Origin of the sequence: Opitutus sp. GAS368, from assembly GCF_900104925.1 — a bacterium.
Classification (GTDB): domain Bacteria; phylum Verrucomicrobiota; class Verrucomicrobiia; order Opitutales; family Opitutaceae; genus Lacunisphaera.
The window spans coordinates 2835001-2860132 of the sequence record NZ_LT629735.1; the positions used below are offsets into that span (position 1 = coordinate 2835001).

Sequence of the window (25132 nt, forward strand, 5' to 3'; positions counted from 1 at the left end):
GCCTGGGGTGCAAGCTCCGGGTCTAAGCCCCCGTGAATGTCGGCCGTAACTATAACGGTCCTAAGGTAGCGAAATTCCTTGTCGGGTAAGTTCCGACCCGCACGAATCAAGTAACGAGTTGACAACTGTCTCGGAGAGAGGCCCAGTGAAATTGTAGTGGCGGTGAAGATGCCGCCTACCCGCAGCAGGACGGAAAGACCCTATGCACCTTTACTGTAAGCTGTTATTGTCGCTTGATTTTTAATACGTAGCATAGCTGGGAGACTGCGAAGCCTGCCTTCAGGGGCGGGCCGAGTCGAAATATGAAATACCAGTTTTTAATTGTTAGGCGTCTAACCTCGTCCCATTATCTGGGCGTGGGACAGTGATAGCGGGTCAGTTTTTCTGGGGCGGAATCCTCCCAAAGAGTAACGGAGGATTACGAAGGTTCCCTCAGCCCGGTCGGTAATCGGGCTATAGAGCGCATGAGTATAAGGGAGCTTTACTGTGAGACCAACAAGTCGAGCAGTTGCGAAAGCAGGTTCAAGTGATCCGGTGGTTGAATGTGGAATCGCCATCGCTCATAGGACAAAAGGTACGCTAGGGATAACAGGCTGATCGCGCCCAAGCGTTCACAGCGACGGCGCGGTTTGGCACCTCGATGTCGGCTCATCACATCCTGGGGCTGGAGAAGGTCCCAAGGGTCCGGCTGTTCGCCGGTTAAAGTGGTACGCGAGCTGGGTTCAGAACGTCGTGAGACAGTTCGGTCCTCTATCCGCTGTGGGCGTTTGTGATTTGAGGGGTTCATTCTCTAGTACGAGAGGACCGAGAATGACGCACCTCTGGTGTTCCGGTTGTCACGTCAGTGGCAGCGCCGGGTAGCTATGTGCGGAAGAGATAAGCGCTGAAAGCATCTAAGCGCCAAGCTCCTCCCAAGATAAGATCACAATCCGTCGCAAGACGGTGCAAGGTCCGGGTAGACCACCCGGTTGATAGGACAGAAGTGCAAGCGTAGTAATACGTTCAGCTTACTGTTACTAATGACCTTGCCGGTTTATGCAGATACCTGGTTTCTAGGCGTTTATTTCACCTGCTTACACGCAATCGGTTTGTCTGAGCTTTTTCTTCAATTTCTCCGCAAGGAGTAAGAGTTTCCTGGTGACCATATACCGGGGGTTCCACCCGTTCCCATCCCGAACACGGCCGTTAAGCCCCGCGTAGCCAATGGTAGTAGGACGTTAGGTCCCGCGAGAGTAGGTCGTTGCCAGGTTTATGGCCCGGATGTTGCGAAAGCAGCGTCCGGGCCTTCTTGTTTTTCGAGGTCACCGTAGGTTCGGGCGGATCTGGTCACGCCCTTTTCATTCCCATGAAGATGTATCCCCGATTGCTGCTGCTGGTTGTGTTCGTGCTCCCCCTGCGCGCTGCGCCGGTCGACTTGCTCTTGCTGCACGGCAACATCTACACCGGCAGCACCGTGCAGCCCCGGGCCGAGGCCATCGCCGTGCGCGGCGGGCGCATCGTGTTCGCCGGCACCGAGGCCGAAGCCGAGCCATACCGGGCCGCCGCTGTCCGGATCATCGACCTCGGCGGCCGCACCCTGTTGCCCGGCCTGAACGACGCGCACATGCACCTCTGGGGGATCGGAAACCGCGAACTATCCTTCGACCTCGAGGGCACGAAGGGCATCCCCGAGCTCCGTGAACGGCTGCGGGTGCGCATCGCATCCGCCGGTCCGCGGAAATGGATCGTCGGCCGTGGCTGGATTGAGACGCACTGGGCGCCGGCCGCGTTCCCGACGGCCCGAGACCTCGACGACCTGTCGCCCGACAATCCTGTCGTGATGAAAAGGGCGGACGGCCATGCGCTTGTCGCCAACAGCGTGGCGTTGCGGCTGGCGCGCATCGACCGCACCACGCCGAACCCATCCGGCGGCGAAATCCTGCGCTATCCCGACAGCGGCGAGGCCACCGGCATGCTGATCGACGAGGCGATGGGCCTGGTGGACCGCATCGTGCCACCGCCCACGCAGACGGAGATCGAGCAGGCGTTGATCACCGGGGCGCAGCGCGAGGTGGCGCTCGGCTGGACCGGCGTCCAGATCGCCGGCCACGATTTTGCCGAAGCCGAGACGGTCCGGCGGCTCGTGGCGGCGGGCAAAATCAAGCTGCGCATCTACGACGCCGTGAGCGCACCGGGTGCGGATGCCGACAGCCTTTTTGCGGCCGGCCCCGTGCTGGGCGAAAGCGACGGGCGCTACACGCGCCGGGGCGTCAAACTTTACATCGATGGTGCGCTCGGTTCCCGCGGCGCGGCACTGCTTGCGCCCTATCGCGATTACGCCTCGAGCGGCCTGCTCATGCACCAGCCGGCGAACCTGCTGCCCTTCCTGCAGGAGGCGTTGCGTCGCGGCTTCCAGGTGGAGACGCACGCCATCGGCGACCGGGGCAACCGCACCATGCTCGACCTCTACGAGCAGGCCCTCGCTTCCGTGCCGGCGGCGGAACGAAAAGTGGCCGAGCCGCGCTGGCGGATCGAGCACGCCCAGGTGCTCAGCGCCGCGGATATGCCGCGTTTCGCACAGCTGGGTGTCATTGCCTCGATGCAGCCCTCGCATGCCATCGGCGACCTCTACTTCGCGCCCAAGCGGCTGGGCTCGGAGCGCCTCGCCGGAGCCTATGCCTGGCAGTCGTTGCGGCAGGCGGGCGCAATGCTTGCGGGTGGCTCCGACGCGCCGGTGGAGCGCGGCGAGCCTATGATCGAGTTCTATGCCGCGGTCGCCCGTCGCTCGCTGGACGGCTTCGCGGATGCCGACTGGCATCTGGAGCAACGGCTGACGCGCGAGCAGGCGCTGCAAATGTTCACGGTCGGTCCGGCCTACGCGGCGTTCGAGGAACAGGAGCGCGGCACGATCGCGGCGGGCAAGCGCGCGGATTTCACCGTGCTGTCCGCCGATATCATGACGATTCCCGAGCCAGAAATCCTGAAAACCCGGTGCGTGATGACGATCGTGGGCGGCGAGATCGTCTACGCCGCGCCCGACGCCCCGGCTGCGCCCTAGGCGGGCACTTCGGCCGGCCGCACCGGCAGCACGATCCGCTCCGTGAGACGGACCAGGGTCAGGTTGGCAGGCAGGTCGATGTAGTCGGCCGTGAGCAACTGGTGCAGCTCGGTGACCGTTGGCACGGCGTGCGCGTCAAGCGCGACGATGATGTCGCCTTCGCGCAGGCCGGCGACCGCGGCGGGGCTGCCGGGAGTGAGATGGGAGACAAGCACCCCGGTGGCTTGATCGAGATGGTAGGCCCGGGCGACGGCGCGCAGCAGGGGCACAGTCTGGCCGCCGACCCCCAGATAGCTGCGGCGGATGCGTCCGTCCTTGATCAGCCACGCGGCGACCCAGCGCGCGAGGTTGCTGGCGATGGCGAAGCAGATGCCCTGCGCGGGGCGAATGATGGCGGTGTTCACCCCGATGACTTCCGCCCGGGTGTTGACGAGCGGGCCGCCGGAATTGCCGGGATTCAGCGCCGCGTCGGTTTGGATGATGTTGTCGATCGTGCGACCCGATTGCGTGCGCAACGAGCGGCCGAGGCCGCTGACGATGCCTGCGGTCACCGTTTGCTGGAAACCCATCGGGCTGCCGAGGGCGATGGCGATCTGGCCCGGACGGACCCGGTCGGAATCGGCCAGAGGGAGATGGGGGAGTGGATCACTGCTGACGCGGACGACGGCGAGGTCGGTGTGGGGATCCTCGCCCACGAGGTCGGCGCGCAGCCGCCGGCCGTCGGCCAGGTGCACATGCAGGGCGGAAGCGCCGTGGACGACGTGGCTGTTGGTCAGGGCATAGCCGTCGGGAGATAGAAAGAACCCCGAGCCGCTGCCGCCGGATGATTCGTCCAGGGATCGCTTGGCCCGGACCTCGAGGTGGACGACCGCTGCGCCCGCGGCCTCGACCGCGGCGGTGACCGCGGTCGAATAAGCATCCAGCAGCTGGGCGTCCGCCGGTGGCGGAGTGGAGGCGCGGGCCGAAAGCGAGTCGGTGGAAGAAAGAAAGGCGACCATGGAAAACCAAGGTCGCCAGAAATTTCCGTTTCGCAACTGGGCGCTCCGGCGTCGGCGGTCAGCGCTTCTCCTCGAAGCGGTAGCCCTTCTCCCTGGCCTGGGTCTCCAGCGCCCGGAAAGCGTCGAGCTCCATGGCTCCGCCCTTGCCCTCCAGGTTCTTCATTTGCTTGGCGACCTCGGCGTCGCGCTTCGCGACGAGTTCGGCCAGTTCCGCCTGCAGCGTCCGGCGTTCCTCGACCTTCTTCGCGATCAACTCCTGACGGGCGCCGGGTGCCATCGCCTGGAGTTCGGGGGCGAGTTTCTCCTCGTCGAGTTTGTCGAGACTCTCGCGGCCGTTCATGACCTCGACGACCAGGTCACCGCGGCCGGAGAGCACCGCGCCGGCCTCGCCCTTGCCAAGGTAAGAGGAACGGTCGGCCATGGCCTCGGATGAAAGCGCCGCGAGCACGGACTTGTTCTTGGCGGCGTTTTCCTGCTCATCCTTGGAACCGTAGCGGATGATGGTGGCGTTGAGCTGGAGGTTGAGCCGGATGATTTCCTGGTCGTAGGGGGTCTCGATCTTGATGGTGCCGCCGTCCTGCAGGATGGCGCTGTAGGTGCCGTTAGTCAGGGCGGCGATCTCGCGCCAGACTTCTTCGGTGCCGCTCAGCCGGCCGCATTGGAGTGTGTTGATCAGGATGCCTTTCCGGTTCGCAAGCCGGCAGGTTTCGGGATATTTGACGTCGTCGGGATAATCCATGTGCGGCCGGGCATCGCCCACGAGGAAGATGACGCGCAGCACCTCGGGATCGGTGCTCCACTGGAGGTCGCGCACGGCCTTGTGCAGCGCTTCGTTGACGGATTCCGGCTCGTCGCCGCCGCCCTCGGCCTCGAAGGCGTAGAGGTTGGTGTAAACCTCGTCGAGATTGCCGGTCAGACCGAACACCTTGGTGACATAGACGTCACCGCGGTCGCGGTAGCCCACGAGGCCGAAACGGATCTCGGGGGTGGGTTGGGCGGATTTCAGCTTGTTGGCGATGGCCCAGATCTTCTGCTTCGCGCCGGCGATCATGCCGCTCATCGAGCCGGTGGTATCGAGGACAAAGACCACCTCCATGCGCGGCCGGGCGGGACGCGGACTGCGGGCGTCGGCATCATGGGCGGACAATGGAGAAAGGAGGGCGAGGCCGGCCGCAGCGAGGGCGGCGAAAAAGAATGATTTGGGGCGCATGCCAGGACGACGATCCGCCCGGGTCGTTCTTAGGCTTCGCCGAAGAAAAATGCGCGGGACGATCTTCCCGACCGGACGCAAGAAGGGCCGCCCTTGCGAGACGGCCCCTCACCTAACACACAGGTAGAGTATGCCTCCGCGGTGATTCGTCCGCCATGGGGTATGCACAGTATTCCGCCGGGCGCAGGGGGCTCACTCCTCGGCCGGCGGCGGGGCGCCGCGCAGCACCGCCTCCTCGTGGTCGAGAAGTTGCTGCAACGGACGATGGACCTCGTCGGCGATTTTGCCGGTGCGCCAGAGTTCATCGACGGCGTGCCGCTCGGCCTGCAAAGCCGCGGTGCGATAGCGGTGGCCGGCCTGCCGGCGCCGCCGGGCGCTGCGGCGCGTTTCGCCCTCGGCCTCGAGCACGGCCAGCCGGTGCTCGTATTCGCCGATCACCTGGCCGAGGGCGGCCGCGTGGTCGGGGGCGGTGGCCTCGAACTCGAGTGCCCGCAGGGCCTGGAGGCCGGCGTCGACCGCCGTCGTGCGGGCCAGGCGTTCCTCCTGGGCGCGGGTGTCGTCTTCCCGCAGGCCGAGCCGCTGGATGAGCCGCTCCAGCGTCGTGCCCTGCACCAGCAGGGTCGCGGCAATGACCCCAAAGGCCAGGAAGATGACGATGTCGCGGCCGGGAAAGGGCGAGCCGTCGGGCAGCAGCAGCGGAATCGACAGCGCGCCGGCGAGCGTAACCGTGCCGCGCATGCCGGCCCAGCCGAGCGCGAGTCCCGAGGCGGGACGCATTTCCCGGGTGCAGACGCCGGGCAGGAGGGCCGGCAGGTAAATCCCTGAGAAAACCCACGCCAGCCGCGCCACGATGGCCGCGCCGGAGACGGCCGCGGTGAAACCGAGCAGCTGGCCGGCCGAGTAGTGGTCGCGCACCGCTGCGAGCAAAGTCGGGAATTGAAGGCCAAGCAGCACGAACGCGATGCCGTTGAGCCAGAAAAGCAGCAGCCGCCAGACCGCAAAGGTGCTCTGGCGGGTCTCCACGTCTGTGCGCACGGGGTCGCGCCAGCCCGAATAAAGCCCGGCGGCCACCACGGCCAGAATGCCGGAAACACCCAGGCGCTCGGCCGTGAGATAGGCGGCGAAGGGCGTCATCAGGTTCAAGGTGATCGCGATATGGGGGTCGTCGGCGTGCCAGCTCTGGAGCACATCCCGCAGCCGGCCGAGGCCATAGCCGATGGCGAGACCGGTCAGAAAACCGCCGACGGAGAGCAGCGAGAACTCGATCGCGATGCGGCTCAGCGAAAACCCGCCCGCCACGACCGCCGCGAGGGCGAACTTGAAGGCCACGAGGCCGGTCGCGTCGTTCATCAGGCTCTCGCCGTTCAACACCGTGGTCAGGCGCGCCGGCACGCGCAGGCGCTCGGTGATGGCGTTGACCGCCACGGCATCGGTGGGGGAGACGATGGCGCCGAGGGCGAAGGCCATCGCCAGCGGCAGGCCCGGCACGAGCCACCACGCGACCAGGCCGACGGCCACCGTGGTGAAAAGCACGAGCCCGATGGCGAGCGTGAGGATGGCGCGCCGGGCGCGCACGAACTCCCGCAACGGCATCAGCCAGCCGTCGGCAAAAAGCAGCGGCGGCAGGAAGCACAGGAAGAAGAACCCGGGGTCGAGCGTGAGCTTCGGAAACGCCGGCACCAGCGCCGCCCCCACGCCACCGAGCAGGTAGGTGATCAGCTGCGGCCACGGCAGCCAGCGCCCGACGACGCTCAGGCTGGCGATCAGCAGGAGCAGGATCAGGGCGTGTTCAAAGGCGACCATGTGCGCCACGCTAGGGCCTTGGCGGCGTTCGTCGAGCGGGCATTGCCGGCCGCATCCCCGGCTCGACATCGCCGGGCCCGCCGCCACCTTCGGGAGCGCATGGGGAAAGCCAAGCAGCGCCTCTCAAAAAAAGCCTACCAGGCCCGCGCCAGCCGGCTGCGCGAGGAACTCGTGCGGCTGCAGGTGGAGCTCAAGCAAGTGCCGTTCAAGGTGCTGCTCATCCTTGCCGGGCCCGAGGGCGCCGGCCGCGGCAATCTCCTTAACACGCTCGCCGAGTGGCTCGACCCGCGGGGCGTGGAAACCTTTTCCTATCATGCCCCGACGGAGAACGAGCGGGCCCATCCGCCCCAGTGGCGCTTCTGGCGCAGCCTGCCGGCGATCGGTCGCATCGGGCTCTATGCCGGCTCGTGGTATACCGAGACGCTCCGCGAGGAGGCGCGCGGCAAGCACGCCCTCGGCCATGTCGCCGGGGAGGCGGAGCGCATCCGCGACTTCGAGCAGCTCCTCGCCGACGGCGGGACACTCATCGTCAAGGTCTGGCTGCAGCTGTCGAAGGACGCGCAGGGCCGCCGACTGCGCACCTTGCGGGCCGAGCCGGCCACCGCCTGGCGCGTAACCGAGGAGGACTGGCACCACCACCGCATCTACGACCGCCTGGCCAAGACCGCGCGGCTCATCCGCGCCAAGACGGACCGCCCGGGCGCGCGCTGGCATATCATCGACGCCGAGGACGAACGCGCCCGGGACCTCGCGGTCGGGCAGCTGCTGCTCACCCAGTTCCGGCAGCAGCGAAAAAAAATGGCCCGGCTGCCGCGAGCGGTGGCGCCGCGGCGGGTGAAGCCGTTGCGCCCCTCCGGGCTGCGCCGACTGCAGACCCTCCCGCTGGACCAGGACCTGTCGGAGAAGGATTACGACGCCCTGCGCGAGAAGTGGCTGGGGCGCCTCAGCCGCGCGGTGCGCGCCGCGCTCGCGGCCGGCCGGTCCATCGTGTTCGCCTTCGAGGGGTGGGACGCAGCGGGGAAGGGCGGCGCCATCCGGCGGCTCACCAGCGCGATCGACCCGCGGGACTATAGCGTCATCCCGGTGGCCAAGCCCACGCCCGAGGAAAAACACGCGCATTATCTCTGGCGTTTCTGGCGGGACATCCCGCGGAACGGCCGCATGACCGTGTTCGACCGCTCCTGGTATGGCCGCGTGCTGGTGGAGCGGTTGGAGGGTTTCTGTCGCGAGGATGAATGGCGGCGCGCGTTTGCCGAGATCAACGGCTTCGAGCGGGAGCTCACGGACCACGGCACGATTGTCCTCAAATACTGGCTGCACGTGTCACACGCCGAGCAGCTGCGGCGCTTCCGCGAACGCGAGGCCACCCCGCACAAGCGGCACAAGATGAACGCCGAGGACTGGCGCAACCGGAAGAAGCGCGCGGCCTACGAGATCGCCGTCGGCGACATGCTTGCCCTCACGGACCGGAACAACGCCCCGTGGCACCTCGTACCCGCGGACAACAAGCGTTACGCCCGGCTGGAGGTGCTGCGCTCCGCGGCCCGGCAGATCACCGCGGCCTTGGAAGAGTGACGGGCGGCCGTTGGCCCGCTCTTATGCGTCCAGGTCGACCACCCCGGTGGCGTGGCAGAGTGCCGTCAGCACCCGGAATTCGGCACTGTCCTTGTCGTGGGCGGCGGGGGTAACCTTGAAACCGCTGGTCAGGAGCTGCATGACCCCGCTGTAGGTGGCGCCCTTGGCGGAAAGCTGGACTCGTTTCAGTGCCTGTGGTCCCGGCTGTAGAAAAGTGACTGCTGCGCCAAAGTGTTGCTTGGGTTCACTTTCGCCGTGGGCCGGTGCTCCGCGCACCGTGATTTCCATCCGCCCTTCGGGCGAATCGAACTTGAAGGGCATGTGCGGCAGTTTGATTTCCATCAAGGAGGGTATCGCGGCAAAAGCGAATTAGCAACAGTCCCGCACGGCTCATTTGGGCCGGGTCATGGTCCACTTTGCTCCGTCGCCGGCGGGCTTCGTTTTTTTCCATCCGAACTCTTGACAGCCGCGATTTCTTAGTTAACCAGATGGTTAAACACAAAAGCAGGCGTCATGTCTCCCGACCGTCTCAACGCCGTCTTTGCCGCGCTCGCCGATCCCACGCGACGCGCCATCCTCGAGCGGCTGGCCGAGGGCATGACCACGGTCACGCAGCTGGCGGAGCCGCACGACATGAGCCTGCCGGCGATTTCCAAGCACCTCGGGGTCTTGGAGCGCAGCGGCCTGATCGAGCGCAGCCGGGACGCCCAGTGGCGCCCGTGCCGCATCAAGGCTGCGCCGCTGAAGGAGGCGGTGGACTGGATCGGGCAATACCGCCGGCATTGGGAGGAGAGCTTTGACCGCCTCGACGATTACCTGAAGGAACTGCAATCCAAACAACCGCCCGCCGGCAAGAAACATGGTCGCAAGAAATAATCCCAAGCGTCCCGCTCAACTGAAACTCGTGCTGACACGGATCTTCGCCGCGCCGCGGCCGCTGGTTTATGCCGCGTGGACCAAACCGGAGCACATCCGCCAATGGAGCGCACCAAATGGCTTCACGATCCCGGTGAGCGAGGGTGACCTGCGGGTTGGCGGCAAGTGGCGCGCCTGCATGGTGTCACCGCAGGGAGAAAAGCTGTGGCTCGGCGGTATCTATCGCGAGATCGTCAAAAACAAGAAACTGGCCTTCACGCATGCGTGGGACGGTGGCGACGAGGAGACCCTGGTGACCGTGCGCTTGGCGGACCATCCCCGTGGCACGAAGATGATGTTCGTGCAATCCGGCTTCACGTCCGCGGGGTCCCGTGAAGGCCACGGTGGCGGTTGGGCGGAATGCTTCGTTCTCCTCGGCCAACACCTGGCCGGCTTGAAACCCCTCAAGAGGAGCCCGGACGGCAAAAGATCACAAACCATGTCCGCCCGGCGCACCGCCGCTCGTTGATTCGCTGAAGCCACGTTTAGATTCTCTTCCCGAAAACGATCATGAACACCAAGGCAAAAACCTCCGTTGAAAGCACCTCCGATCGCGAGATCGTCATCACCCGGGTCCTTCACGCCCCGCGCGAACTCGTGTGGCAGGCCTGGACCGAACCGCAGCACGTCAAGAACTGGTGGGGCCCGCGCGGGTTCAGCACCACGATCAAGAAGATGGATTTCCGCGTTGGCGGTGTGTGGGAGCATGTCATGCACGGGCCGGACGGCACAAACTATCCCAACAAGAGTACGTTCAAGGAAATCGTGCCGCACGAGCGCATCACCTACCTGCACGGGGGCGGGCGGGAGGACGGCCCGGGCGCCTCTTTCACGGCGACCTGGACGTTCGAGACCGTCGGGGGCAACAAGACGCGGTTGACCGGCCGCATGATGTTCCCAACCGTCGAGGCCCGCGATTTCGTCGTAAAGGAATTTGGCGCCATCGAGGGCGGGAAGCAGACGCTGGAGCGCGCATCCGAATACGTCGCCTCGCTGCAGGCCAAGCCCTTCATCATCTCCCGCGAGTTCGCCGCCCCGCTCGAGCTGGTATGGCAGGCTTGGACGGAGCGCGACCGCTTTGCGCGATGGTTCGGCCCGAAGGGTTTCAGGCTGGCGGTGGTGAAATTCGATCTGCGTCCCGGCGGCATGATCCACTACAAGATGGCGACGCCCGATGGGAAGGAAATGTGGGGCAAGGCCGTTTACCGCGAGATCGTGCCGCCCGCGAGGCTCGTCTGGATCAATTCGTTCTCGGACAAGGATGGCGGCATCACGCGCCACCCGCTCACCACCGATCCCTGGCCGCTGCAGATGCTCACGGTCGTCACCTTCGCGGAAAACGCCGGCAAGACCACGGTGACGGTGAACTGGTGGCCCTATGAAGCCGATGCCGACGAGCGCCGGGTCTTCGATGCCGGCCACGAGAGCATGAAGATGGGCTGGGGCGGCACCTTCGAGCAGCTCAAGGCCTATCTGGGCAAAGCCTGAAAGATCGCTTCTTCCGGCCGCCCGAGAAAATCTGCCTACCAACAGGCCTGCCAAACCTATGACCAAACTGCGGGTTCACTGCTTTACCGTTTCGCTCGACGGCTTCGGCGCCGGTCCTGGCCAGGACCTGGAGAATCCGATGGGAATTGGCGGCGGCGGCCTGCACCCGTGGCTCTTCGGCACCCGCACCGCCAACCAAATGTTCGGGCGGGAAGGAGGCGCGGCGGGAATCGACGACGACTTCGTGGCGCGCGGGAATGAGAACATCGGGGCATGGATTCTGGGGCGCAACATGTTCGGCCCGATCCGCGGCACCTGGCCGGACGACAACTGGAAAGGGTGGTGGGGCGACAACCCGCCTTACCATGTCCCCGTGTTCGTCCTCACCCATCACGCGCGCGAACCGATCGCCATGACCGGTGGCACAACCTTCCACTTTGTCACGGGGGGCATCGAGGCCGCGCTCAAGCTCGCCACCGCGGCGGCCGGCGGCCGCGACATCCGGCTCGGCGGGGGCGTAGCCACCATCCAGCAGTATCTGCGCGCCGGACTTGTTGACGAGATGCACGTCGCCATGTCACCGGTGGTCCTCGGTTCCGGCGAGAGTTTGTTCGCCGGCATGGACTTGGTGAAGCTCGGCTACGAGGTGGCCAGCTGCGCTTCCAGCTCGAGCGTCACGCACTATGTGCTGAAGAAAAAAGCCTGATGACCTGTCCGGAAGGCGCCCACCTGTTCGTTGAGTCTCTGAACCCGCAACCCCTTTTCCCGCATGAAAATCAAAACCACCCAAAAGATCACCCCGTTCCTCTGGTTCGCCGACCAGGCCGAGCCGGCCGCGAAGTTCTACGTTTCACTCTTCAAGAATTCGAAGATCAAGGTCGTCCACCGCTACGAGGAGGCCGGCGCCGGCGCCACCGGCCGGCCGAAGGGCTCGGTCATGACCGTGGCCTTCCAGCTGGCCGGCCAGGAATTCACGGCGCTCAACGGCGGCCCGGTCTTCAAGTTCACCGAGGCCATCTCGCTGGTCGTCCACTGCACGGACCAGAAGGAGGTCGATTTCTTCTGGAAGAAGCTCACCGCCGGCGGGGGCGAGCCGGGCCAGTGCGGCTGGCTGAAGGACAGATACGGCCTCTCCTGGCAGATCGTCCCCGACGAATTGATGGAGCTGCTCGGCGACAGGGATCCCGCCAAGTCCCATCGCGTCATGGCGGCGCTCATGGACATGACCAAGATCGACCTCAAGGCCCTGCGGCGCGCCCACGCGGGCAAGTGAGGGCCGCTCTTCTGCGCTGACTTTCCCGCCCGACTCCCCAAGCCTGCCCCCATGGAACCCACGAATCCCTCCGCCCCCGTCTCGAAAGGCGCTCTCTGGTCCGGCCGCATCATGAGCACGCTGCCCGTGTTGCTGCTGATCATGAGCGCCGTAATGAAAATCGCCCAGTCCGCCGAAGTCGTAAAAGGCTTTGCGGACTGGCCCGCAGGCAGTGCTGTCGCCATCGGCATCCTCGAGCTCACCTGCACGGCCCTCTACCTCATCCCACGCACCGCCGTGCTCGGGGCGATCCTGCTCGCCGCCTATCTCGGGGGTGCCACCGCCGTGTCTGTGCGCATGGGCGTCAATTTTGCCATGCCGGTCGTGTGCGGCGTGCTCGTCTGGGGCGGGCTCTACCTGCGCGATCCGCGGCTACGGGCGCTCATCCCGTTCGTGCGCTGACTGCCCTGCGGCTCGGAGCAGGCAAAAAGAACGGCGGTGCCCCGCACCGCCGTAGATTGAGGCGAGGAGGGGATCAGCCCTTCACGGTCATGGTGTTGCTCACCATGCGGACGCCGCGGACACCCTGAGCGAGGTGCGTGACGAGATCCTTCTCGGCCGCGGACGCGGCCTCGCCCTCAATGGCCACCATGCCCTCCTTGGTCGTGACTTTGGTCCGCAGCGCACTGGTGGACTTGTGCGTGAGCAGGGCGTATTTCACCTGGGCGGTGATGGAGGCATCGTCCATGCGCTCGGAGAGGGTGCGCGGATCGGCGGGGGTCTCGGGCACGGTGAGGAGGTTGTTCACGGACTTTACGCCCTCGATCTCCTGCACGTAGGCGGTGGTGAGTTCCTTCTGCGCGAGGGAGGCCGTGGTGCCGGTGAGAGTCACGACGCCGTCCTTGACGTCCACCTTGGTGTCCACCGCGCTCACGTTGCTCTTGAGGAGCAGCTTGGTGTGGATCTTGGTGGCGATCCAGCCGTCGGAATACTCGGGCGCGGGCGGCTCGACTTTGATCTGATTGTCCACCTGCACGACGCCGGGCAGGTCGCGCACGGTGTTCTCGGCCAGCACGCGCTGGTCGGCATCTGGCACGCTGCCGGTGAGGGTCACGGTGCCGTCGAGGACCTTCACCTTCACGTTGTCCTCGAGCACGGTGCGGTAGTTGTAGGAAGCCCGGGCGGCGGACTCGATCTTGCGGTCGATCTCGGCATCCGCCCGGAGCAGCGCCGGGACAACGAGGAGCACGAGGCTGGCGGTCAGTTTGTTGAGCGGTTTCATGTTCATCCTTTGGTTGAGGTTGGGCCGCATCAGGCCGGGGCCGCAGAAGGCGGACGCGCTGGACACGACACGACACTTCAGACCGGGAGCCGCAGCGTGCGGTTCGGAAGGATGCGGTAAATTCCCCAGCAAGTTTCGGGAGCGATTCCACCGCGTGCCGCCAATGCCGATGTCCGCACGACTTGACTCAAGCCCGTGCAGTCCGGTGCGGGGTGGGGAACTGACTCAAGCGGGGTATGACTGGCGGGGTCCCGCCCAGGTTCCGGCAAAAGACCGGAAATATACCGCTCTGCGCCATCCTGCACTTGTCAGCGTGCCGGAAGATTCCAACAGTCGCGGGCCCATGAAACACCTTTCCCGTCCAGTCTCTCTCGTCCTGTCGCTTGCGGCCCTGGCCCTCGCCGGCTGCGGCAAGCAGTCGGCCTCAACCCAGACCGCCCAAAACGGACCGGCGGGCCCGGCGCCGGTCATTGCCTCGGTGGAGCAGAAGGTGAGCTATGGCATCGGTTACAACATGGGCGCCGGTCTCGCCCGGGACGGCACACTCACGGTGGACCAGGCGGTCCTCATCGTCGGCATCACGGACGGCCTGGCCAAGGCCAAGACCCGGTTGCCGGAAGAGGACCTCGAAGCGGCCTTTACGGCGATGCAACAGAAGATGCGCGCCGCGCAGGCCGAGGCCGGCAAGAAGCAGCTGGCGGCCGGCAACGAGTATCTGGCCAAGAACAAGACGAAGCCCGGCGTGACGGTCACCGCCTCCGGCCTCCAGTATGAGGTGCTGAAGAGCGGCACCGGCCCGAAGCCCAAGCCGGCCGACACGGTGAGAGTGCATTACCATGGCACCTTGATCGACGGGACGGTCTTCGACAGCTCCGTCCAGCGCAACGAACCGGTGGAATTTGAGGTGACCGGCGTGATCCCCGGTTGGACCGAGGCGCTGCAGCTGATGTCGGTCGGCGACAAATGGAAGCTCACGATCCCGCCGGCCATCGGCTACGGGGCGCAGGACAAGGGACGGATCCCGCCGAACTCCGTGCTGATCTTCGAGGTCGAGCTGCTCGCGATCAAGTAACGCGAGAAGGCGGATCGCGGAAACGCGAAAGGACGGAGAGACGGAACGGAACCCTGGTTCGCGTTTCCGCTCCTTCGTGCTTCCGTGATCTCCCTTGGGTGATTCCGGCTAGCGTTTCGTGCCGGCGAACAGCGCCGCCAGGCCGGTTGCGAAGGCCTCGGGCACCACGTTGTAGTGGTCCTTCTTCGGGAAACGGCGGGAGATGATCTCCAGCCCGGCGAACGGCTGGGCGGCCAGCTGCTGCTCGAGCAGGGCGAGGCCGCCGGTCATCGAAGCGGAATCCTTTTCGCCCACGCGAGGAAGAGCTTGCCCGGCAACTTGGCCTGCTTCGCCCGGAGGGCCGCCGCTCGACGGCTCATCGCCGTGGGCGACCGGCGTGTAATCGCGGCCGCGTTGGTTCGCGGGGTCGCCAAAGCGGGCGCCATAACCGACGCCGACAAACAACACGGGGGCGGCCTTGAGTACCGGGCGCAGATCGACGCGGTTGCCGAAGATGAAGTCGCCATCCATGCCCAGCACGACGGGCCAGGGCCCGGGCACCTTGGGTTCGACGACAAACAGCGCGTAGGTGGTGCCGGTCTCGGGCGAGGCGAGGGTGAAGGTGAAGGTCGGGGCCACGACCGGGATACCAGTTGCCGTTTTTGGCCAGGGCGAAAATTCCAATCAGCAAGAAGGGCCGCCCACCCCTGGACGGCCCTTCATACCTAACACACACCAGCAGTATGCCACGGGATCGGGGCCGCGCCTATGGGGTGTTTGCGGTATGCCGCCCAGGTCAGGGCCCGGCGGCACGGAAGGCCGCCACGAACTGGGCGAGTTCGGCGGCGGGCATTTCCGAGACCGCGAGGAAATTGAGGCCGCCCTGTGACCAGCTTTCCGTGTTGTAGCCGCTGGCGCCCGACCGGCGGGCGGCAATGGGATCGGCGGGCCAGATGAAGAGATTGATGGCGTGCTGGCGGCGGTGAAAGACCAGCGCGGCGGCGGGTCGGCCGTCGAGATGCTCCAGCCGGCCGCCGGTGAGTGGAAACCCGGCGGCGGCGAGATCGGTGACGGGCGGCGCGAAGTCCAGCTTGCCCGCGAACCACGGCTTCACCGTGTGCTGGTCGGTCGAGGCCACGTCCATGAGGTGGCCGGCCTGGAGCGAGCGGACGTGGTCCGCGACAGCCTCGTCCACGAGCAGATTGGCGCGGGCGCGGGCGTGGCCCCAGGCAAAGCCGACCAGCACGGCGAAGGCCAGGGAGGCGGCGAGACCGGCGACGTTCCAGACGGGCCAGAAGAGTGACGGGCGCCGGGCCGGGGCGCCGGCGGAAGCCGGCATGCCCCCGGCTTGCAGCGCCGCGCGGATCTTGCCGGCCAGTTGCGGCGGCGCGGTGAAGCGGGGCAGTGATTCGCGCAGGGCGGCGCGCCGGGCCCGCGCCGTCTCCGCGTGGCGGGTGCACTCCGCACAGGTGCGCAGATGGGCGGCGAGCTCGAGGTGGCGGACGAGGTCGAGTTCACCGTCCGTGTCGGCGTCGATGAGCGGGCGGGCTTGGTTACAGTCCATGAGAGGGTTCCTTTCCGGTGAGGGCCAGCAGCTCGGCTGACAATTTGTGGCGCGCGCGGGCGAGACGCGACATGACGGTGCCGAGCGGGATTTCCGCCACGGTAGCGATCTCCTTGTAGGCCAAGCCCTCGATTTCGTGCAGCACGAGAACCTCACGGAATTCGACCGGCAGGCGCTCGAGCGCCTGCCGGAGCAGTTCGCCCTTGGTCTCCCGCCAGGCAATCGCGTTGGTTTCGCCCGGGGCTTCCGCTGAGCCGTGGGCGGCTTCGTCGAATTCCTCCACCAGTGGTTCGCGACGGACCTGGCGCAGATGGGTGTAGCAGACGTTGCGGACGATGGTCAGCAGCCACGCCCGGGCGTCGCCGCCGCGGAAACGGTCGAAGGCGCGCCACGCCCGCAGGCAGGCTTCCTGGACGGCGTCCTCCGCGTCCTGGTCGTTGCGCAGGATCCAGCGCGCCAGATTGTAGGCGGCATCCAGGTGAGGCAGCATGAGGTGGTCGAAAGTCGGCGGCACGTCGGGTGCGGGGGCTTCCATCGGGGGAGAGACGCCGGCGGGTCCCGTTTTATTCCCGGGGAGGTGAAAAAACGGCTTTTCGCCGGCAGAGGGAATAATCCCGGCCGCCGGGGCGTATTCAATGACAAAGGGCCCTTGTGCCCGCGCTTCGCTTCCAATCACCGCTTCCCTCCCCATGAACGACCACATTGTCCACGATCACAACAACGACGGCGTCGACCGCCGCGGCTTCTTGAAATGCATGGCCTGGGCCGGCACCGGCGTGCTCTGGTCCCTCAACGCCGGCGTGCTCACCTCGCGCGCGCTCGGCCAGACCATGGACGCCAAGGCGCTGCCCGCGCTGCCGGGCACGCTGAACTTTGTGCAGATCAGCGACAGCCACATCGGGTTCAAGAAACCCGCCAATACGGACGTCGCGGCCACATTCCGCGAGACCATTGCCCGCATCAACGCGCAGCCGGTCGCGCCGGAGTTCATCCTGCACACCGGCGACCTCACGCACCTGGCCGAGGCGGAGGAGTTCGACTCGCTGGAGCAGATGCTGAAGGACTGCCGCACGAAGCAGGTGTTCTACGTGCCGGGCGAGCACGACATTCTCAACGACAACGGCGCGATGTATCGCGACCGCTTCGGCACGGGCACGCGCGGCCAGGGCTGGTTCAGCTTCGACCAGAAGGGCGTGCACTTCGTCGGCCTCGTCAACGTGCAGGGGGTCACCGAGGGCGGCCTCGGCGTGCTCGGCGCCGAGCAGCTCGACTGGCTGGAGAAGGACCTCGCGCCGCTGTCGGCCGAGACGCCGCTGGTGGTCTTTGCCCACGTGCCGCTCTGGATGGTCTATCCGAAGTGGGGATGGGGCACCGATGACGGCACCAAGGCGCTCGCGCTCATGAAGCGCTTTGGTTCCGTCACGGTGCTCAACGGCCACATCCACCAGGCCCTGCAGAAGATCGAGGGCAACATGACGTTCCACACGGCCCGCTCGACGGCCTTTCCGCAACCCGAGCCGGGCACCGCGCCCAAGCCGGGCCCGATGGTCGTGGATGCCCCCAAGCTGCGGTCGTTCCTCGGCCTGACGAGCGTGTCCTACGTCGAGAACCACCCGACGCTGGCGATCGTGGACTCGACGCTGGCTTCCGGCTGAGCGCGACATGGATCCGACGATCTGGGCGAAGGCGCACGGGGCGACCGTGCATTTCCCGCTCGCGCTCGCCCTCGGCTCGGGCGCGCTCGACGCGGCGGCGCTGGCGCTCGGCGCTCGGCCGGTGGCGCGCGACCTCCACGTCGCCGGTTACTGGACGATGGTGGGCGGCGCGTTGGGGAGCGTCCCGGCGGTCGCATCGGGCCTGCTCATGACCAAGGGCGGCCTGCTCGGCCACGGGGCGCTGCGGATGCACCACCTGTTCGTATGGCCCGCGTTCGCGCTGCTGGTGGCGCTGGCGATCTGGCGGGTCGGCACCGGCCCGGTGGCTCCGCGCCGGACCTTCATGTTTTACCTCGCGGTGGTCGCCGTGGCGGCCGGGCTGGTCTCCGCCGCCGGTTACTGGGGCGGGGAGATGATGATCGCGCGCTGACATGAAAATCCCGGCCAGCCTCAAACTGCTCGCCCTCTCGGCCTTGGCCGGCGGGCTGGCGCTCACCACGGCCGTGGCCATGGGCAAGGTGCTGCAACGCCAGGCGGCCCGCAGTTCACACCAGCAACCGTCGCCGGAGCGGTTGTTCGAGGCCGCCACGCCGACCTCGCCGGAGCTGGTCGCGCACGGCCGGACCCTGTTCCTCGACAGCTGTGCGCATTGCCACGGGGCGGATGCCCGGGGCGACGAGGGGCCGGACCTGCACGACGTGCAGGTGAGCGACCGTTATATTGCCAACATCATCACCCATGGCATTCCGCATGAAATGCCCTCGTTCGCGAAGAAGCACGGTGCCGCCGACCTCGGCGCGCTCACGGCCTACGTGCGGTCGCTGGAGTGAGTTTGTGCTTATAGGCGTGGGATGATGAGCCCCCCATCCACCATCACTACTTGGCCGGTGCTGAAGGGGAAATCACCGCGGGCGAGAGCCGCAACTGCTTTGCCGACATCTTCGGGGTAACCCCAGCGGGGCTGGATGCTCAGGCCTCCGGCGATGAGCTTGTCGTATTTCTCGGTCACGCCGGAGGTCATGTCGGTCTTGATGACACCGGGGCGGACTTCGTAAACGGGGATGCCATTGGCGCCGAGGCGCGTGGCGAAGAGTTGGGACATCATGCTCAGGCCGGCTTTGGCGATGCAGTATTCGCCGCGGTTGATCGAGACCACCGTCGCGGAAATCGACGTGATGTTGATGATGATGGAGGTGAAGGCTGGGTTGGCTTTCCGGGCGGCGACCATGTCGCGGGCGAAGGCCTGGGTGAGGAAGAAGACGCCGCGGAGATTCGTGCCGACGACGTGGTCGTAGGATTCTTCGGTGGTCTCGAGCAGGTCGGCGCGGACTTTGGGCGCCACGCCGGCGTTGTTGACCAGAAGGAAACCTGAAACCTGAGACCTGAAACCTGATCCGCCTTCGCTCTTCAAGCTACGGCGCGACTCGTCCGGATGCTTTGCATCAGGCGAGGAGGCGATGAAATCGTGGGTAGCCTTGTGGATCGCGGCGCGGCCTTCGGCGGAGCCGATGTCGCCGCGGGCGTAGCCGACGCGGATGCCGTGAGCGCGGAGCTGGGCGAGGGGCTCGGCGACGGCGGATTCATCGCGCACGCCGTTGATGACAAGGTCCCACTTCTCGGCGGCGAGCTTTTCGGCGATGCCGAAGCCAATGCCGCGTGAACCACCGGTGACGAGAGCGACTTTAGACATGAGAGGAAGGAGTTAACCACGAATGAACACGAAGAGACGCGAATGAGAAGCCGAACACCCCGGGTTTTTAACCACCAATGGCCACTAATGAATCACTAATCAGGACAGGAGAGCTTGGCCTTTTTGAAATCGGATTAGTGTCAATTAGTGTGGATTAGTGGTTAAAAGGTTTGGGGATTTATTTCAGGACAGGGACGTCGACCCACTTGCGCTCGGCCCAGGACTTCAGGCCGAGCTCGGCGAGCTGCACGCCCTTGGCGCCCTGGAAGAGATCCCATTGGAACGGCGAGCCGGTGACGACGTGTTTGAGGAAGAGCTCCCACTCGATCTTGAAGGCGTTGTCGTAAACGCCCTGGTCGGGGACGCGCGTCCAGCCGTCCTTGTATTTGATCGGACTGTCCACGTCGGGATTCCAGAGGCAGCGCGGCGTGGCGGCAAGGGACTGGGCCTTGCAATCGCGCAGACCGGCGACAGCGGAACCCATCGTGCCGTCAACCTGGAGGGTGAGCAGGTCGTCGCGGTCGACGCGGACGTCCCACGAGGAGTTGAAGTGGCAGATGACGCCGTTCACGAGCTCGAAGGTCGCATAGGCGGAGTCGTCGGCGGTGCACTTGTAGGGCTGGCCGGTTTCGTCCCAGCGCTGGGGGATGTGGGTGGCGCCGAGGCAGGTGAGGCTCTTCACCTCGCCGAAGAGGTTCTGGATGACATACTGCCAGTGGCAGAGCATGTCGACGATGATGCCGCCGTCGTCCTCCTTGCGGTAGTTCCATGACGGGCGCTGGAGCTTCTCGTGCTCGCCGGTGAAGACCCAGTAGCCGAACTCGCCGCGGACGGAGAGGATTTTGCCGAAGAAGCCGGTGTCGATGAGGTATTTCAGCTTCACGAGGCCGGGCAGCCAGAGCTTGTCCTGCACGACGCCGTGCTTGAGGCCGGCGGCCTTGACCTCCTTCGCGAGGGCGAGGGCCTCGGCGGAGGTGGTGGCGGTGGGCTTCTCGCAGTAGATGTGTTTCTTCGCGGCGATGGCCTTGCGGACGCCGATGGGGCGCTGGCCGGTGAGGGTGGCGTCGAAGTAGATCTGGTTGGCGGGGTTCGCCAGCTCGGCGTCGAGGTTGGCCGAGATGCGCGCGACGCCGGTGCGGGCGGCGAGGGCCTTCAGCTTCTCCTCGCTGCGGCCGACGAGGACCGGGTCAGGCATGATGACCTCGGAGTCGGAGAGCTTCACGCCGCCCTGATCGATGATGGCCTTGATGGAGCGGATGAGGTGCTGGTTGGTGCCCATGCGTCCCGTGACGCCGTTCATGATGATGCCGATTTTGTGAGTCTTCATACGGTATTGGTGAAAGTGGTTAGAATTTTTTGTCACAGAGGACACGGAGGAGACACAGAGTTTAGGGAGGATATTAAGGAAACTCGGTGCCCTCTGTGGTTTTTCCGTGTTCTCTGTGTCAAAAAGAGATGGGATTGATCACGCGTGGTCCTTATAGGCTTGGACGATTTTCTTGAGATAGTCGTCTTGGTCCATGGCCCAGAGGCGGTTTGAGAACACTTCCACTTCATTGAAACCCTTGAAGCCGGCGGCCTCGGCCCAGGCGCGGATCCGGCGGAGCGGGATGCAACCCTCGCCCATGAGGCCGCGGTCGTTGAGCAGGTCGGTGGTCGGCGTGCGCCAGTCGCAGACGTGGTAGGCGAAGAGGGCCTTCAGTTTGCCGCAACGGGCGATCTCGGTCTCAAGCGCCGGGTCCCACCAGAGATGATAGACGTCCGCGGCGACGCCGATGTAAGGCGAGTGGATGGCCTCGACCATGTCGTTGGCCTGGCCGAGGGTGTTCACGGCTGAGCGTGAGTCGGCATACATCGGGTGCAGCGGCTCGATGGCGAGCTTTACGTTGGCGGCCTGACAATCGGGCAGGAGGGCGGCGATGCCGTCCTGGATTTGTTTGCGCGACTCGGTCAGCGGCTGGCCGGGGACGGCACCGCAGACGAGAACGATGAGCGGCGCGCCGAGCGCGTGGGCCTCGTCGATGGCCTTGCGGTTGTCATCGAGCGCCTTGGCGCGATCGGCGGCGGTGGCGGCGGGAAAGAAACCGCCGCGGCAGAGGGAGACGATGGACAGGCCGTGGTCGCGCAGGAGCTGGCCGGTTTGCTTGATGTCGCGGCCGGCGAGCGTGTCGCGCCAGACGGTGATGCCCTTCACGCCAGCGGCGGCGAACTTGGCGGCAGACGTCTCGATCGCCCACGACTTGGTGGTGATGGTATGGATCGCGAGGCGGTCAAGAGGAGCCATAAGCGGTAAGCAACAAGCTTTAAGCTGAGTTAGCTGAGGAGGAGAAAAGAAGTTTGGTTCGGAAGCTTACAGCTTGGCGCTTAAAGCTTATAGCTGCTGCGCTCAACCGCGCAGGCAGCCAAAGAAAGTGTAGTATTTCTCGCCGCGGATGATGCGCTGCAGGTAGAGCGCGGCCTCGCGGAGGTGGTAGTCGCCCCAGAGGCAGGCCTCGCCGCACGGGACCTTGCGGCCGACGGGGATGTGGTCCCAGCCGTTCGGGCGGTGATAGACGGAATGGAGCAGCAATCCCTGGTGATTCGGCGCGGTGCCGAGATAGGGCTCGGCGAGCAGCGTGCGCATCGTGGTGAGGCCGGCCTGCCAGTATTTTTTGCCCTCGGCGGTCTCGGTGCCGAGGTAGCGGCCAAGCCGGAACAAGCCCTGCACGCCGATGGCGGCGGCGGAGCTGTCGACGGGCTCGAAATCATTGAACGGTTCCGCGTTGCGCGCGCGCCAGTCGCCGAGCTGGCCGAGGTGCGGGGCGCCGCCGTCCCAGTAGGGGATGCCGTCGAGCGCGGTGTTGGCGATGAACCAATCGCAGGTGGCCTTGGCGCCCTTGAGCATCTGGTCGCGGAGCTTCGCCTTGCCGCCGAAGGGCGCGAGGGCGGCCTCGGAGACGGTGTCGAGGAACTCGAGCTCCTCGGCAAAGCCGACCATGGCCCACGCGAGGCCGCGCGTCCAGGTGGTGAAGCCGGAGAAACCCTGCTGAGAGTTGGGGCAGCGGTAGCGGCCGTCGTTCGGGTTGAAGATGGCCTCGTGGGTCGTGCGACCGCGCTCGGCGGGAACGTCGTAGCTGTCACGGCCCTCGCCGTAGAAGATGGAATATTTCGCCGTGGCGTCGATGTGCTGCAGGCCGCGCTCGAGCAGGGAGTGCGCGGCGTCGTTCTCGCCCATGAGGCGGTGACCGAGGGCGTGGGCGACCATCACGATGCGGACCGAGCGGATGGTGTCGACGAAGAGGGAATGCGGGCCATTGAAGGAGTAGATGTAGCCTCCGCCCCCGTTGATCTTCGACCAGCGGGCGGCCTGGATGGCGCCGGATACCTTGAGCGCCAGCTCGCAGGACTCGATCTGGTCGGCGGGCAACCTGCCCTCGCGCTGGAGGCGCAGCCAGTTGCCGTAGGTGCTGAGATTGTTGAAGCCGTGGTCGTGCACGCCGGTGTGCGAGACGTGCGAAGCCATGCGCTTCGTGGTGTAGTCGGCGCCGCGCTTCGCGAAGGCCTTGTCGCCGGTGGCGTCGAACTGCAGCAGGTCGGAGCCATACAGGAAGCCCTCGGTCCATTCGGTCCAGCCGCGCGCGGTGTATTGGCCGGCAACGGTGAACACCGGCGCGCCCTTGGCCGGATCGTAGTCGCGGTGGATGAGATTGAGTTTGTCGCCGGAGACCTGCCAGAAATTCTCGAGGGCGGGGGCGAGCGCGGCGGCGTTGAGGGTTTGGTCAACTTTCATGACGGAAGAAAGATTTTGTCACAGAGAACACAGAGGAGACACGGAGTTTGGGGAGGATTAAACGATGCTCTGAGTGCTCTGTGGATCTCGGTGCTCTCTGTGTCGAAGATCGGATGTATGATTAGTAACGTTTGTCTTTTCGCAGGTGGAGGATGATGAACTTGGAGTCGGCGAGGGACTCGTAGGTGTGCTGCTGGATGGCGTCGAATTGCATGCACTGGCCGGTCTCGAGCACGCATTCCTCGTGCGGGAGGGTGAGGCGCAGCTTGCCCTCGAGCACCCAGCAGACCTCGGTGTCGTCGTGGTGGATCTCGGGACGTGAGACCTTGGAGCTGGCCGGAGCCGTGCCGAGGAAAGCCACGACGTTGGCGAAGCGGATCTGGCGGAACTTGAACTCGCCGGAGCGGTGGAAGTCTTCCGTGGAGCGGTGCGCAAGAGGCGACTCGGCCAGGGCGAGCAGGTCGGTGGCGCTCATGCCGAAGGCGCGGCCGAGACGGTAAAGGGTGTCGAGTTCGGCCGACTGCTGGTTGCGCTCCAGCTTGGAGATGACCGGCGCGGAGACGCCGGAAGCCTCGGACAAGTCGGCCAGCGTCATCTCGTGCTGCTCGCGCAGGCGGCGCAGCACACTGAAGTCGAACTTGGCGGGCGGGGTGGCCAAAGCGGCGCAGAGGCTTGCGGAGCCTGTTTTCTTGGCAAGCAATAAATTGATTCTATTTTAACTCCAAAGAAACAACCCCCGGGCAACCGCCGGGGACAACGACTTGACGGACCTAAGGTTTGGCGTTCGCCGCCGCCTCGGCGAGCAGCGCGTCGAGGAAGCCCCTGGGCAGTTTCTCGTTCTGCGAGGTCGGCCACTTTTCCGGCGCCTGGTTGTAGGGCTTCAGGAAATCGAGCGCCTGGCGCAGGCTGGCGCCATTGGGCGCGGTGTAGTTCCAGAGATCGAGGCCGAGGGCGGCGGCGTGCCGGGCAACGACGGCCTGCGCCTCGAGATTGAAGCGGCTGTAACCGAGCCCGTCGACGCGGCGGATTTCCTCGGGCTGGCTGCCATCGGGCCGGATCTGGGCGGCGATGCGCGCCTTGTCCTCTTCGCACAGGGCGCGCGCGAGGTCGTCCCGGCCGACATAGCGGGCCATGGGGATGACCTGGGCGAGATACCAGGAGCCGTGGTTGTTCTTGGCGGCGTGCTCCTCCAAGGCGGTCTTCGCGGTGCCGAACCAGTGGAGGTAGGCGGTGAACCACTCGCGGATGGCGGCGTGCTCGGCCGGGGTCAGGGCGGGCGAATCCTCGAGCAGGCGCAGGCTGTCGATCACCTGGGCGAAGGCGCGGGTGTCGAGCATGCCCGCCGGGCTGCCGTGGTTGTGGTCATGACCGAGGCGCACCTGGGCGTATTCCAGGTTCGGGTTCATGTGCGTGGCGGGGGTGACGAACCAGGCGCGCAGCCATTCGCCGGCGCGACGGGCCGCGGCCTCGTCATGGTGCAGGCGCCACGCGGCGGCCAGTGCGCCGACGTTGTCAGCAAGCTGATCGATGCGGTGGCGGTCGCCGCGGGCGACCTGCTCGCGGTTGTGCTTTCCGTCGTGGCCGACGTAGGGCAGGCCGTCAGGCTTGGTCGGGTCGGGCCAGTAATAGCGGGCGTAGCTTATGTAATCGTGGATGTCGCCGCTCGCCGGCAGCTGGGTCTTCTCGGCGACGGTGGTGATGGGCGCTCTCAGGGCCGCCGGGGCCTTGGCGGCCAGCGCCGCGAGTTCGGCCTGGTTCAGATAGTAGGGCTCGGCGGCGGTCGCGGCGGATACGAGCAAGGAGGCGGGCAGGAGGATGCGGGGTATGATCATGGATGGTGAAG

26 protein-coding genes and 2 rRNA genes (1 of these 28 cut by a window edge) are annotated in these 25132 nt (G+C 65.7%); 14 read left to right on the forward strand and 14 right to left on the reverse strand.

All coding sequences use genetic code 11. The annotated features are described in order from the left end of the window. The 3 genes from BLU29_RS12100 to BLU29_RS12110 form a co-directional block, all read left to right on the forward strand. Window positions 1-1041: ribosomal RNA gene (locus BLU29_RS12100) — 23S ribosomal RNA — on the forward strand (it extends 1870 nt beyond the left edge of the window). A gap of 92 nt (window positions 1042-1133) precedes the next feature. Further along, a 5S ribosomal RNA gene (gene rrf, locus BLU29_RS12105) occupies window positions 1134-1249 on the forward strand. A 96-nt stretch (window positions 1250-1345) separates the two neighbouring features. After that, window positions 1346-3037, forward strand: a complete 1692-nt coding sequence (locus tag BLU29_RS12110) for an amidohydrolase (protein WP_091058252.1) — start codon at window positions 1346-1348, stop codon at window positions 3035-3037. Here BLU29_RS12110 and BLU29_RS12115 read toward each other — a convergent pair. From BLU29_RS12115 to BLU29_RS12125, 3 genes are all read right to left on the reverse strand, one after another. Next, complete coding sequence (locus BLU29_RS12115) at window positions 3034-4035, reverse strand: trypsin-like peptidase domain-containing protein (protein WP_091058254.1); 1002 nt, start codon at window positions 4033-4035, stop codon at window positions 3034-3036. The two genes, BLU29_RS12110 and BLU29_RS12115, sit on opposite strands and share 4 nt — an antisense overlap. 58 nt (window positions 4036-4093) lie before the next feature. Beyond that, the gene (locus tag BLU29_RS12120; RefSeq protein WP_091058256.1) at window positions 4094-5245 is read right to left on the reverse strand and encodes a vWA domain-containing protein; all 1152 of its coding nucleotides are present in this window, start codon (window positions 5243-5245) and stop codon (window positions 4094-4096) included. A 192-nt stretch (window positions 5246-5437) separates the two neighbouring features. After that, window positions 5438-7048 carry a Na+/H+ antiporter gene (locus BLU29_RS12125; protein WP_157693825.1) on the reverse strand — a complete coding sequence of 537 codons (1611 nt, stop codon included), beginning with the start codon at window positions 7046-7048 and terminating at the stop codon, window positions 5438-5440. Window positions 7049-7147: 99 nt separating this feature from the next. Between BLU29_RS12125 and pap the strand changes: the two genes are divergently transcribed. Next, window positions 7148-8623, forward strand: coding sequence for a polyphosphate:AMP phosphotransferase (pap, locus tag BLU29_RS12130; protein ID WP_091058263.1), 1476 nt, complete (start codon window positions 7148-7150; stop codon window positions 8621-8623). 21 nt (window positions 8624-8644) lie between these two features. Here the strand turns inward: pap and BLU29_RS12135 are convergent, their stop codons facing one another. Next, entirely contained in the window at window positions 8645-8965 is a 321-nt protein-coding gene (locus BLU29_RS12135) for a hypothetical protein (protein ID WP_091058266.1), read from the reverse strand. Between the two features lie 171 nt (window positions 8966-9136). On the opposite strand from BLU29_RS12135, the gene BLU29_RS12140 reads away from it, so the two are divergent. The 6 genes from BLU29_RS12140 to BLU29_RS12165 all read left to right on the forward strand — a co-directional run bounded on the left by BLU29_RS12140 (window position 9137) and on the right by BLU29_RS12165 (window position 12740). Continuing rightward, entirely contained in the window at window positions 9137-9499 is a 363-nt protein-coding gene (locus tag BLU29_RS12140; protein WP_091058269.1) for a metalloregulator ArsR/SmtB family transcription factor, read from the forward strand. A 28-nt stretch (window positions 9500-9527) separates the two neighbouring features. Further along, the gene (locus BLU29_RS12145) at window positions 9528-10007 is read left to right on the forward strand and encodes an SRPBCC domain-containing protein (protein WP_197677705.1); all 480 of its coding nucleotides are present in this window, start codon (window positions 9528-9530) and stop codon (window positions 10005-10007) included. Window positions 10008-10048: 41 nt separating this feature from the next. Beyond that, on the forward strand, window positions 10049-11026 hold the full coding sequence (locus tag BLU29_RS18410) for an SRPBCC family protein (RefSeq protein WP_091058274.1): 978 nt from the start codon (window positions 10049-10051) through the stop codon (window positions 11024-11026). 58 nt (window positions 11027-11084) lie between these two features. Then, entirely contained in the window at window positions 11085-11732 is a 648-nt protein-coding gene (locus tag BLU29_RS12155) for a dihydrofolate reductase family protein (protein WP_091058277.1), read from the forward strand. A 63-nt stretch (window positions 11733-11795) separates the two neighbouring features. Next, window positions 11796-12299 (forward strand): VOC family protein, encoded by a 504-nt coding sequence (locus tag BLU29_RS12160; RefSeq protein ID WP_091058279.1) that lies wholly within the window; start codon window positions 11796-11798, stop codon window positions 12297-12299. A gap of 51 nt (window positions 12300-12350) precedes the next feature. Beyond that, on the forward strand, window positions 12351-12740 hold the full coding sequence (locus tag BLU29_RS12165) for a DoxX family protein (RefSeq protein WP_091058281.1): 390 nt from the start codon (window positions 12351-12353) through the stop codon (window positions 12738-12740). A 73-nt stretch (window positions 12741-12813) separates the two neighbouring features. Here BLU29_RS12165 and BLU29_RS12170 read toward each other — a convergent pair whose 3' ends face one another. After that, entirely contained in the window at window positions 12814-13560 is a 747-nt protein-coding gene (locus BLU29_RS12170) for a BON domain-containing protein (RefSeq protein ID WP_091061122.1), read from the reverse strand. Window positions 13561-13903: 343 nt separating this feature from the next. On the opposite strand from BLU29_RS12170, the gene BLU29_RS12175 reads away from it, so the two are divergent. Then, window positions 13904-14632, forward strand: a complete 729-nt coding sequence (locus BLU29_RS12175) for an FKBP-type peptidyl-prolyl cis-trans isomerase (protein WP_091058283.1) — start codon at window positions 13904-13906, stop codon at window positions 14630-14632. 108 nt (window positions 14633-14740) lie between these two features. Here the strand turns inward: BLU29_RS12175 and BLU29_RS12180 are convergent, their stop codons facing one another. The 3 genes from BLU29_RS12180 to BLU29_RS12190 all read right to left on the reverse strand — a co-directional run bounded on the left by BLU29_RS12180 (window position 14741) and on the right by BLU29_RS12190 (window position 16710). Beyond that, complete coding sequence (locus BLU29_RS12180; protein ID WP_091058285.1) at window positions 14741-15250, reverse strand: hypothetical protein; 510 nt, start codon at window positions 15248-15250, stop codon at window positions 14741-14743. A gap of 157 nt (window positions 15251-15407) precedes the next feature. After that, window positions 15408-16175, reverse strand: coding sequence for a zf-HC2 domain-containing protein (locus BLU29_RS12185; RefSeq protein ID WP_091058288.1), 768 nt, complete (start codon window positions 16173-16175; stop codon window positions 15408-15410). Beyond that, on the reverse strand, window positions 16165-16710 hold the full coding sequence (locus BLU29_RS12190) for a sigma-70 family RNA polymerase sigma factor (protein ID WP_091058291.1): 546 nt from the start codon (window positions 16708-16710) through the stop codon (window positions 16165-16167). Before BLU29_RS12190 ends, BLU29_RS12185 begins: the two co-directional genes overlap by 11 nt. Before the next feature lie 154 nt (window positions 16711-16864). On the opposite strand from BLU29_RS12190, the gene BLU29_RS12195 reads away from it, so the two are divergent. The 3 genes from BLU29_RS12195 to BLU29_RS12205 are packed head-to-tail and all read left to right on the forward strand — an operon-like array spanning window position 16865 to window position 18660. Further along, window positions 16865-17830 (forward strand): metallophosphoesterase, encoded by a 966-nt coding sequence (locus BLU29_RS12195; protein WP_091058293.1) that lies wholly within the window; start codon window positions 16865-16867, stop codon window positions 17828-17830. A gap of 7 nt (window positions 17831-17837) precedes the next feature. Beyond that, the gene (locus BLU29_RS12200; protein ID WP_091058296.1) at window positions 17838-18260 is read left to right on the forward strand and encodes a DUF2231 domain-containing protein; all 423 of its coding nucleotides are present in this window, start codon (window positions 17838-17840) and stop codon (window positions 18258-18260) included. A gap of 1 nt (window position 18261) precedes the next feature. Beyond that, complete coding sequence (locus BLU29_RS12205; protein ID WP_091058298.1) at window positions 18262-18660, forward strand: cytochrome c; 399 nt, start codon at window positions 18262-18264, stop codon at window positions 18658-18660. A gap of 8 nt (window positions 18661-18668) precedes the next feature. Here BLU29_RS12205 and BLU29_RS12210 read toward each other — a convergent pair whose 3' ends face one another. The 6 genes from BLU29_RS12210 to BLU29_RS12235 form a co-directional block, all read right to left on the reverse strand. Then, on the reverse strand, window positions 18669-19520 hold the full coding sequence (locus BLU29_RS12210) for a 3-ketoacyl-ACP reductase (RefSeq protein ID WP_091058301.1): 852 nt from the start codon (window positions 19518-19520) through the stop codon (window positions 18669-18671). Between the two features lie 178 nt (window positions 19521-19698). Beyond that, window positions 19699-20847 carry a Gfo/Idh/MocA family oxidoreductase gene (locus tag BLU29_RS12215; protein ID WP_091058302.1) on the reverse strand — a complete coding sequence of 383 codons (1149 nt, stop codon included), beginning with the start codon at window positions 20845-20847 and terminating at the stop codon, window positions 19699-19701. A 138-nt stretch (window positions 20848-20985) separates the two neighbouring features. Beyond that, window positions 20986-21804 carry a sugar phosphate isomerase/epimerase family protein gene (locus BLU29_RS12220; RefSeq protein ID WP_091058305.1) on the reverse strand — a complete coding sequence of 273 codons (819 nt, stop codon included), beginning with the start codon at window positions 21802-21804 and terminating at the stop codon, window positions 20986-20988. Between the two features lie 102 nt (window positions 21805-21906). After that, on the reverse strand, window positions 21907-23289 hold the full coding sequence (locus tag BLU29_RS12225; protein ID WP_091058307.1) for a glycoside hydrolase family 88 protein: 1383 nt from the start codon (window positions 23287-23289) through the stop codon (window positions 21907-21909). Between the two features lie 121 nt (window positions 23290-23410). Then, the gene (locus tag BLU29_RS12230) at window positions 23411-23947 is read right to left on the reverse strand and encodes an XRE family transcriptional regulator (protein ID WP_091058310.1); all 537 of its coding nucleotides are present in this window, start codon (window positions 23945-23947) and stop codon (window positions 23411-23413) included. A gap of 112 nt (window positions 23948-24059) precedes the next feature. Next, window positions 24060-25121 carry an alginate lyase family protein gene (locus BLU29_RS12235; protein ID WP_091058313.1) on the reverse strand — a complete coding sequence of 354 codons (1062 nt, stop codon included), beginning with the start codon at window positions 25119-25121 and terminating at the stop codon, window positions 24060-24062. Window positions 25122-25132: the final 11 nt, after the last annotated feature.

Bases quoted from the DNA above. Each gene is read 5' to 3' on its own strand.
- BLU29_RS12215 (WP_091058302.1), bottom strand. From the start codon at position 20,847: ATGAAGACTCACAAAATCGGCATCATCATGAACGGCGTCACGGGACGC.
- BLU29_RS12190 (WP_091058291.1), bottom strand. From the start codon at position 16,710: ATGGAAGCCCCCGCACCCGACGTGCCGCCGACTTTCGACCACCTCATG.
- BLU29_RS12140 (WP_091058269.1), top strand. From the start codon at position 9,137: ATGTCTCCCGACCGTCTCAACGCCGTCTTTGCCGCGCTCGCCGATCCC.
- BLU29_RS12235 (WP_091058313.1), bottom strand. From the start codon at position 25,121: ATGATCATACCCCGCATCCTCCTGCCCGCCTCCTTGCTCGTATCCGCC.
- pap (WP_091058263.1), top strand. From the start codon at position 7,148: ATGGGGAAAGCCAAGCAGCGCCTCTCAAAAAAAGCCTACCAGGCCCGC.
- BLU29_RS12205 (WP_091058298.1), top strand. From the start codon at position 18,262: ATGAAAATCCCGGCCAGCCTCAAACTGCTCGCCCTCTCGGCCTTGGCC.
- BLU29_RS12220 (WP_091058305.1), bottom strand. From the start codon at position 21,804: ATGGCTCCTCTTGACCGCCTCGCGATCCATACCATCACCACCAAGTCG.
- BLU29_RS12195 (WP_091058293.1), top strand. From the start codon at position 16,865: ATGAACGACCACATTGTCCACGATCACAACAACGACGGCGTCGACCGC.
- BLU29_RS12165 (WP_091058281.1), top strand. From the start codon at position 12,351: ATGGAACCCACGAATCCCTCCGCCCCCGTCTCGAAAGGCGCTCTCTGG.
- BLU29_RS12110 (WP_091058252.1), top strand. From the start codon at position 1,346: ATGAAGATGTATCCCCGATTGCTGCTGCTGGTTGTGTTCGTGCTCCCC.
- BLU29_RS12210 (WP_091058301.1), bottom strand. From the start codon at position 19,520: ATGTCTAAAGTCGCTCTCGTCACCGGTGGTTCACGCGGCATTGGCTTC.
- BLU29_RS12225 (WP_091058307.1), bottom strand. From the start codon at position 23,289: ATGAAAGTTGACCAAACCCTCAACGCCGCCGCGCTCGCCCCCGCCCTC.
- BLU29_RS12185 (WP_091058288.1), bottom strand. From the start codon at position 16,175: ATGGACTGTAACCAAGCCCGCCCGCTCATCGACGCCGACACGGACGGT.
- BLU29_RS12175 (WP_091058283.1), top strand. From the start codon at position 13,904: ATGAAACACCTTTCCCGTCCAGTCTCTCTCGTCCTGTCGCTTGCGGCC.
- BLU29_RS18410 (WP_091058274.1), top strand. From the start codon at position 10,049: ATGAACACCAAGGCAAAAACCTCCGTTGAAAGCACCTCCGATCGCGAG.
- BLU29_RS12115 (WP_091058254.1), bottom strand. From the start codon at position 4,035: ATGGTCGCCTTTCTTTCTTCCACCGACTCGCTTTCGGCCCGCGCCTCC.
- BLU29_RS12135 (WP_091058266.1), bottom strand. From the start codon at position 8,965: ATGGAAATCAAACTGCCGCACATGCCCTTCAAGTTCGATTCGCCCGAA.
- BLU29_RS12120 (WP_091058256.1), bottom strand. From the start codon at position 5,245: ATGCGCCCCAAATCATTCTTTTTCGCCGCCCTCGCTGCGGCCGGCCTC.
- BLU29_RS12200 (WP_091058296.1), top strand. From the start codon at position 17,838: ATGGATCCGACGATCTGGGCGAAGGCGCACGGGGCGACCGTGCATTTC.
- BLU29_RS12155 (WP_091058277.1), top strand. From the start codon at position 11,085: ATGACCAAACTGCGGGTTCACTGCTTTACCGTTTCGCTCGACGGCTTC.
- BLU29_RS12170 (WP_091061122.1), bottom strand. From the start codon at position 13,560: ATGAAACCGCTCAACAAACTGACCGCCAGCCTCGTGCTCCTCGTTGTC.
- BLU29_RS12160 (WP_091058279.1), top strand. From the start codon at position 11,796: ATGAAAATCAAAACCACCCAAAAGATCACCCCGTTCCTCTGGTTCGCC.
- BLU29_RS12125 (WP_157693825.1), bottom strand. From the start codon at position 7,048: ATGGTCGCCTTTGAACACGCCCTGATCCTGCTCCTGCTGATCGCCAGC.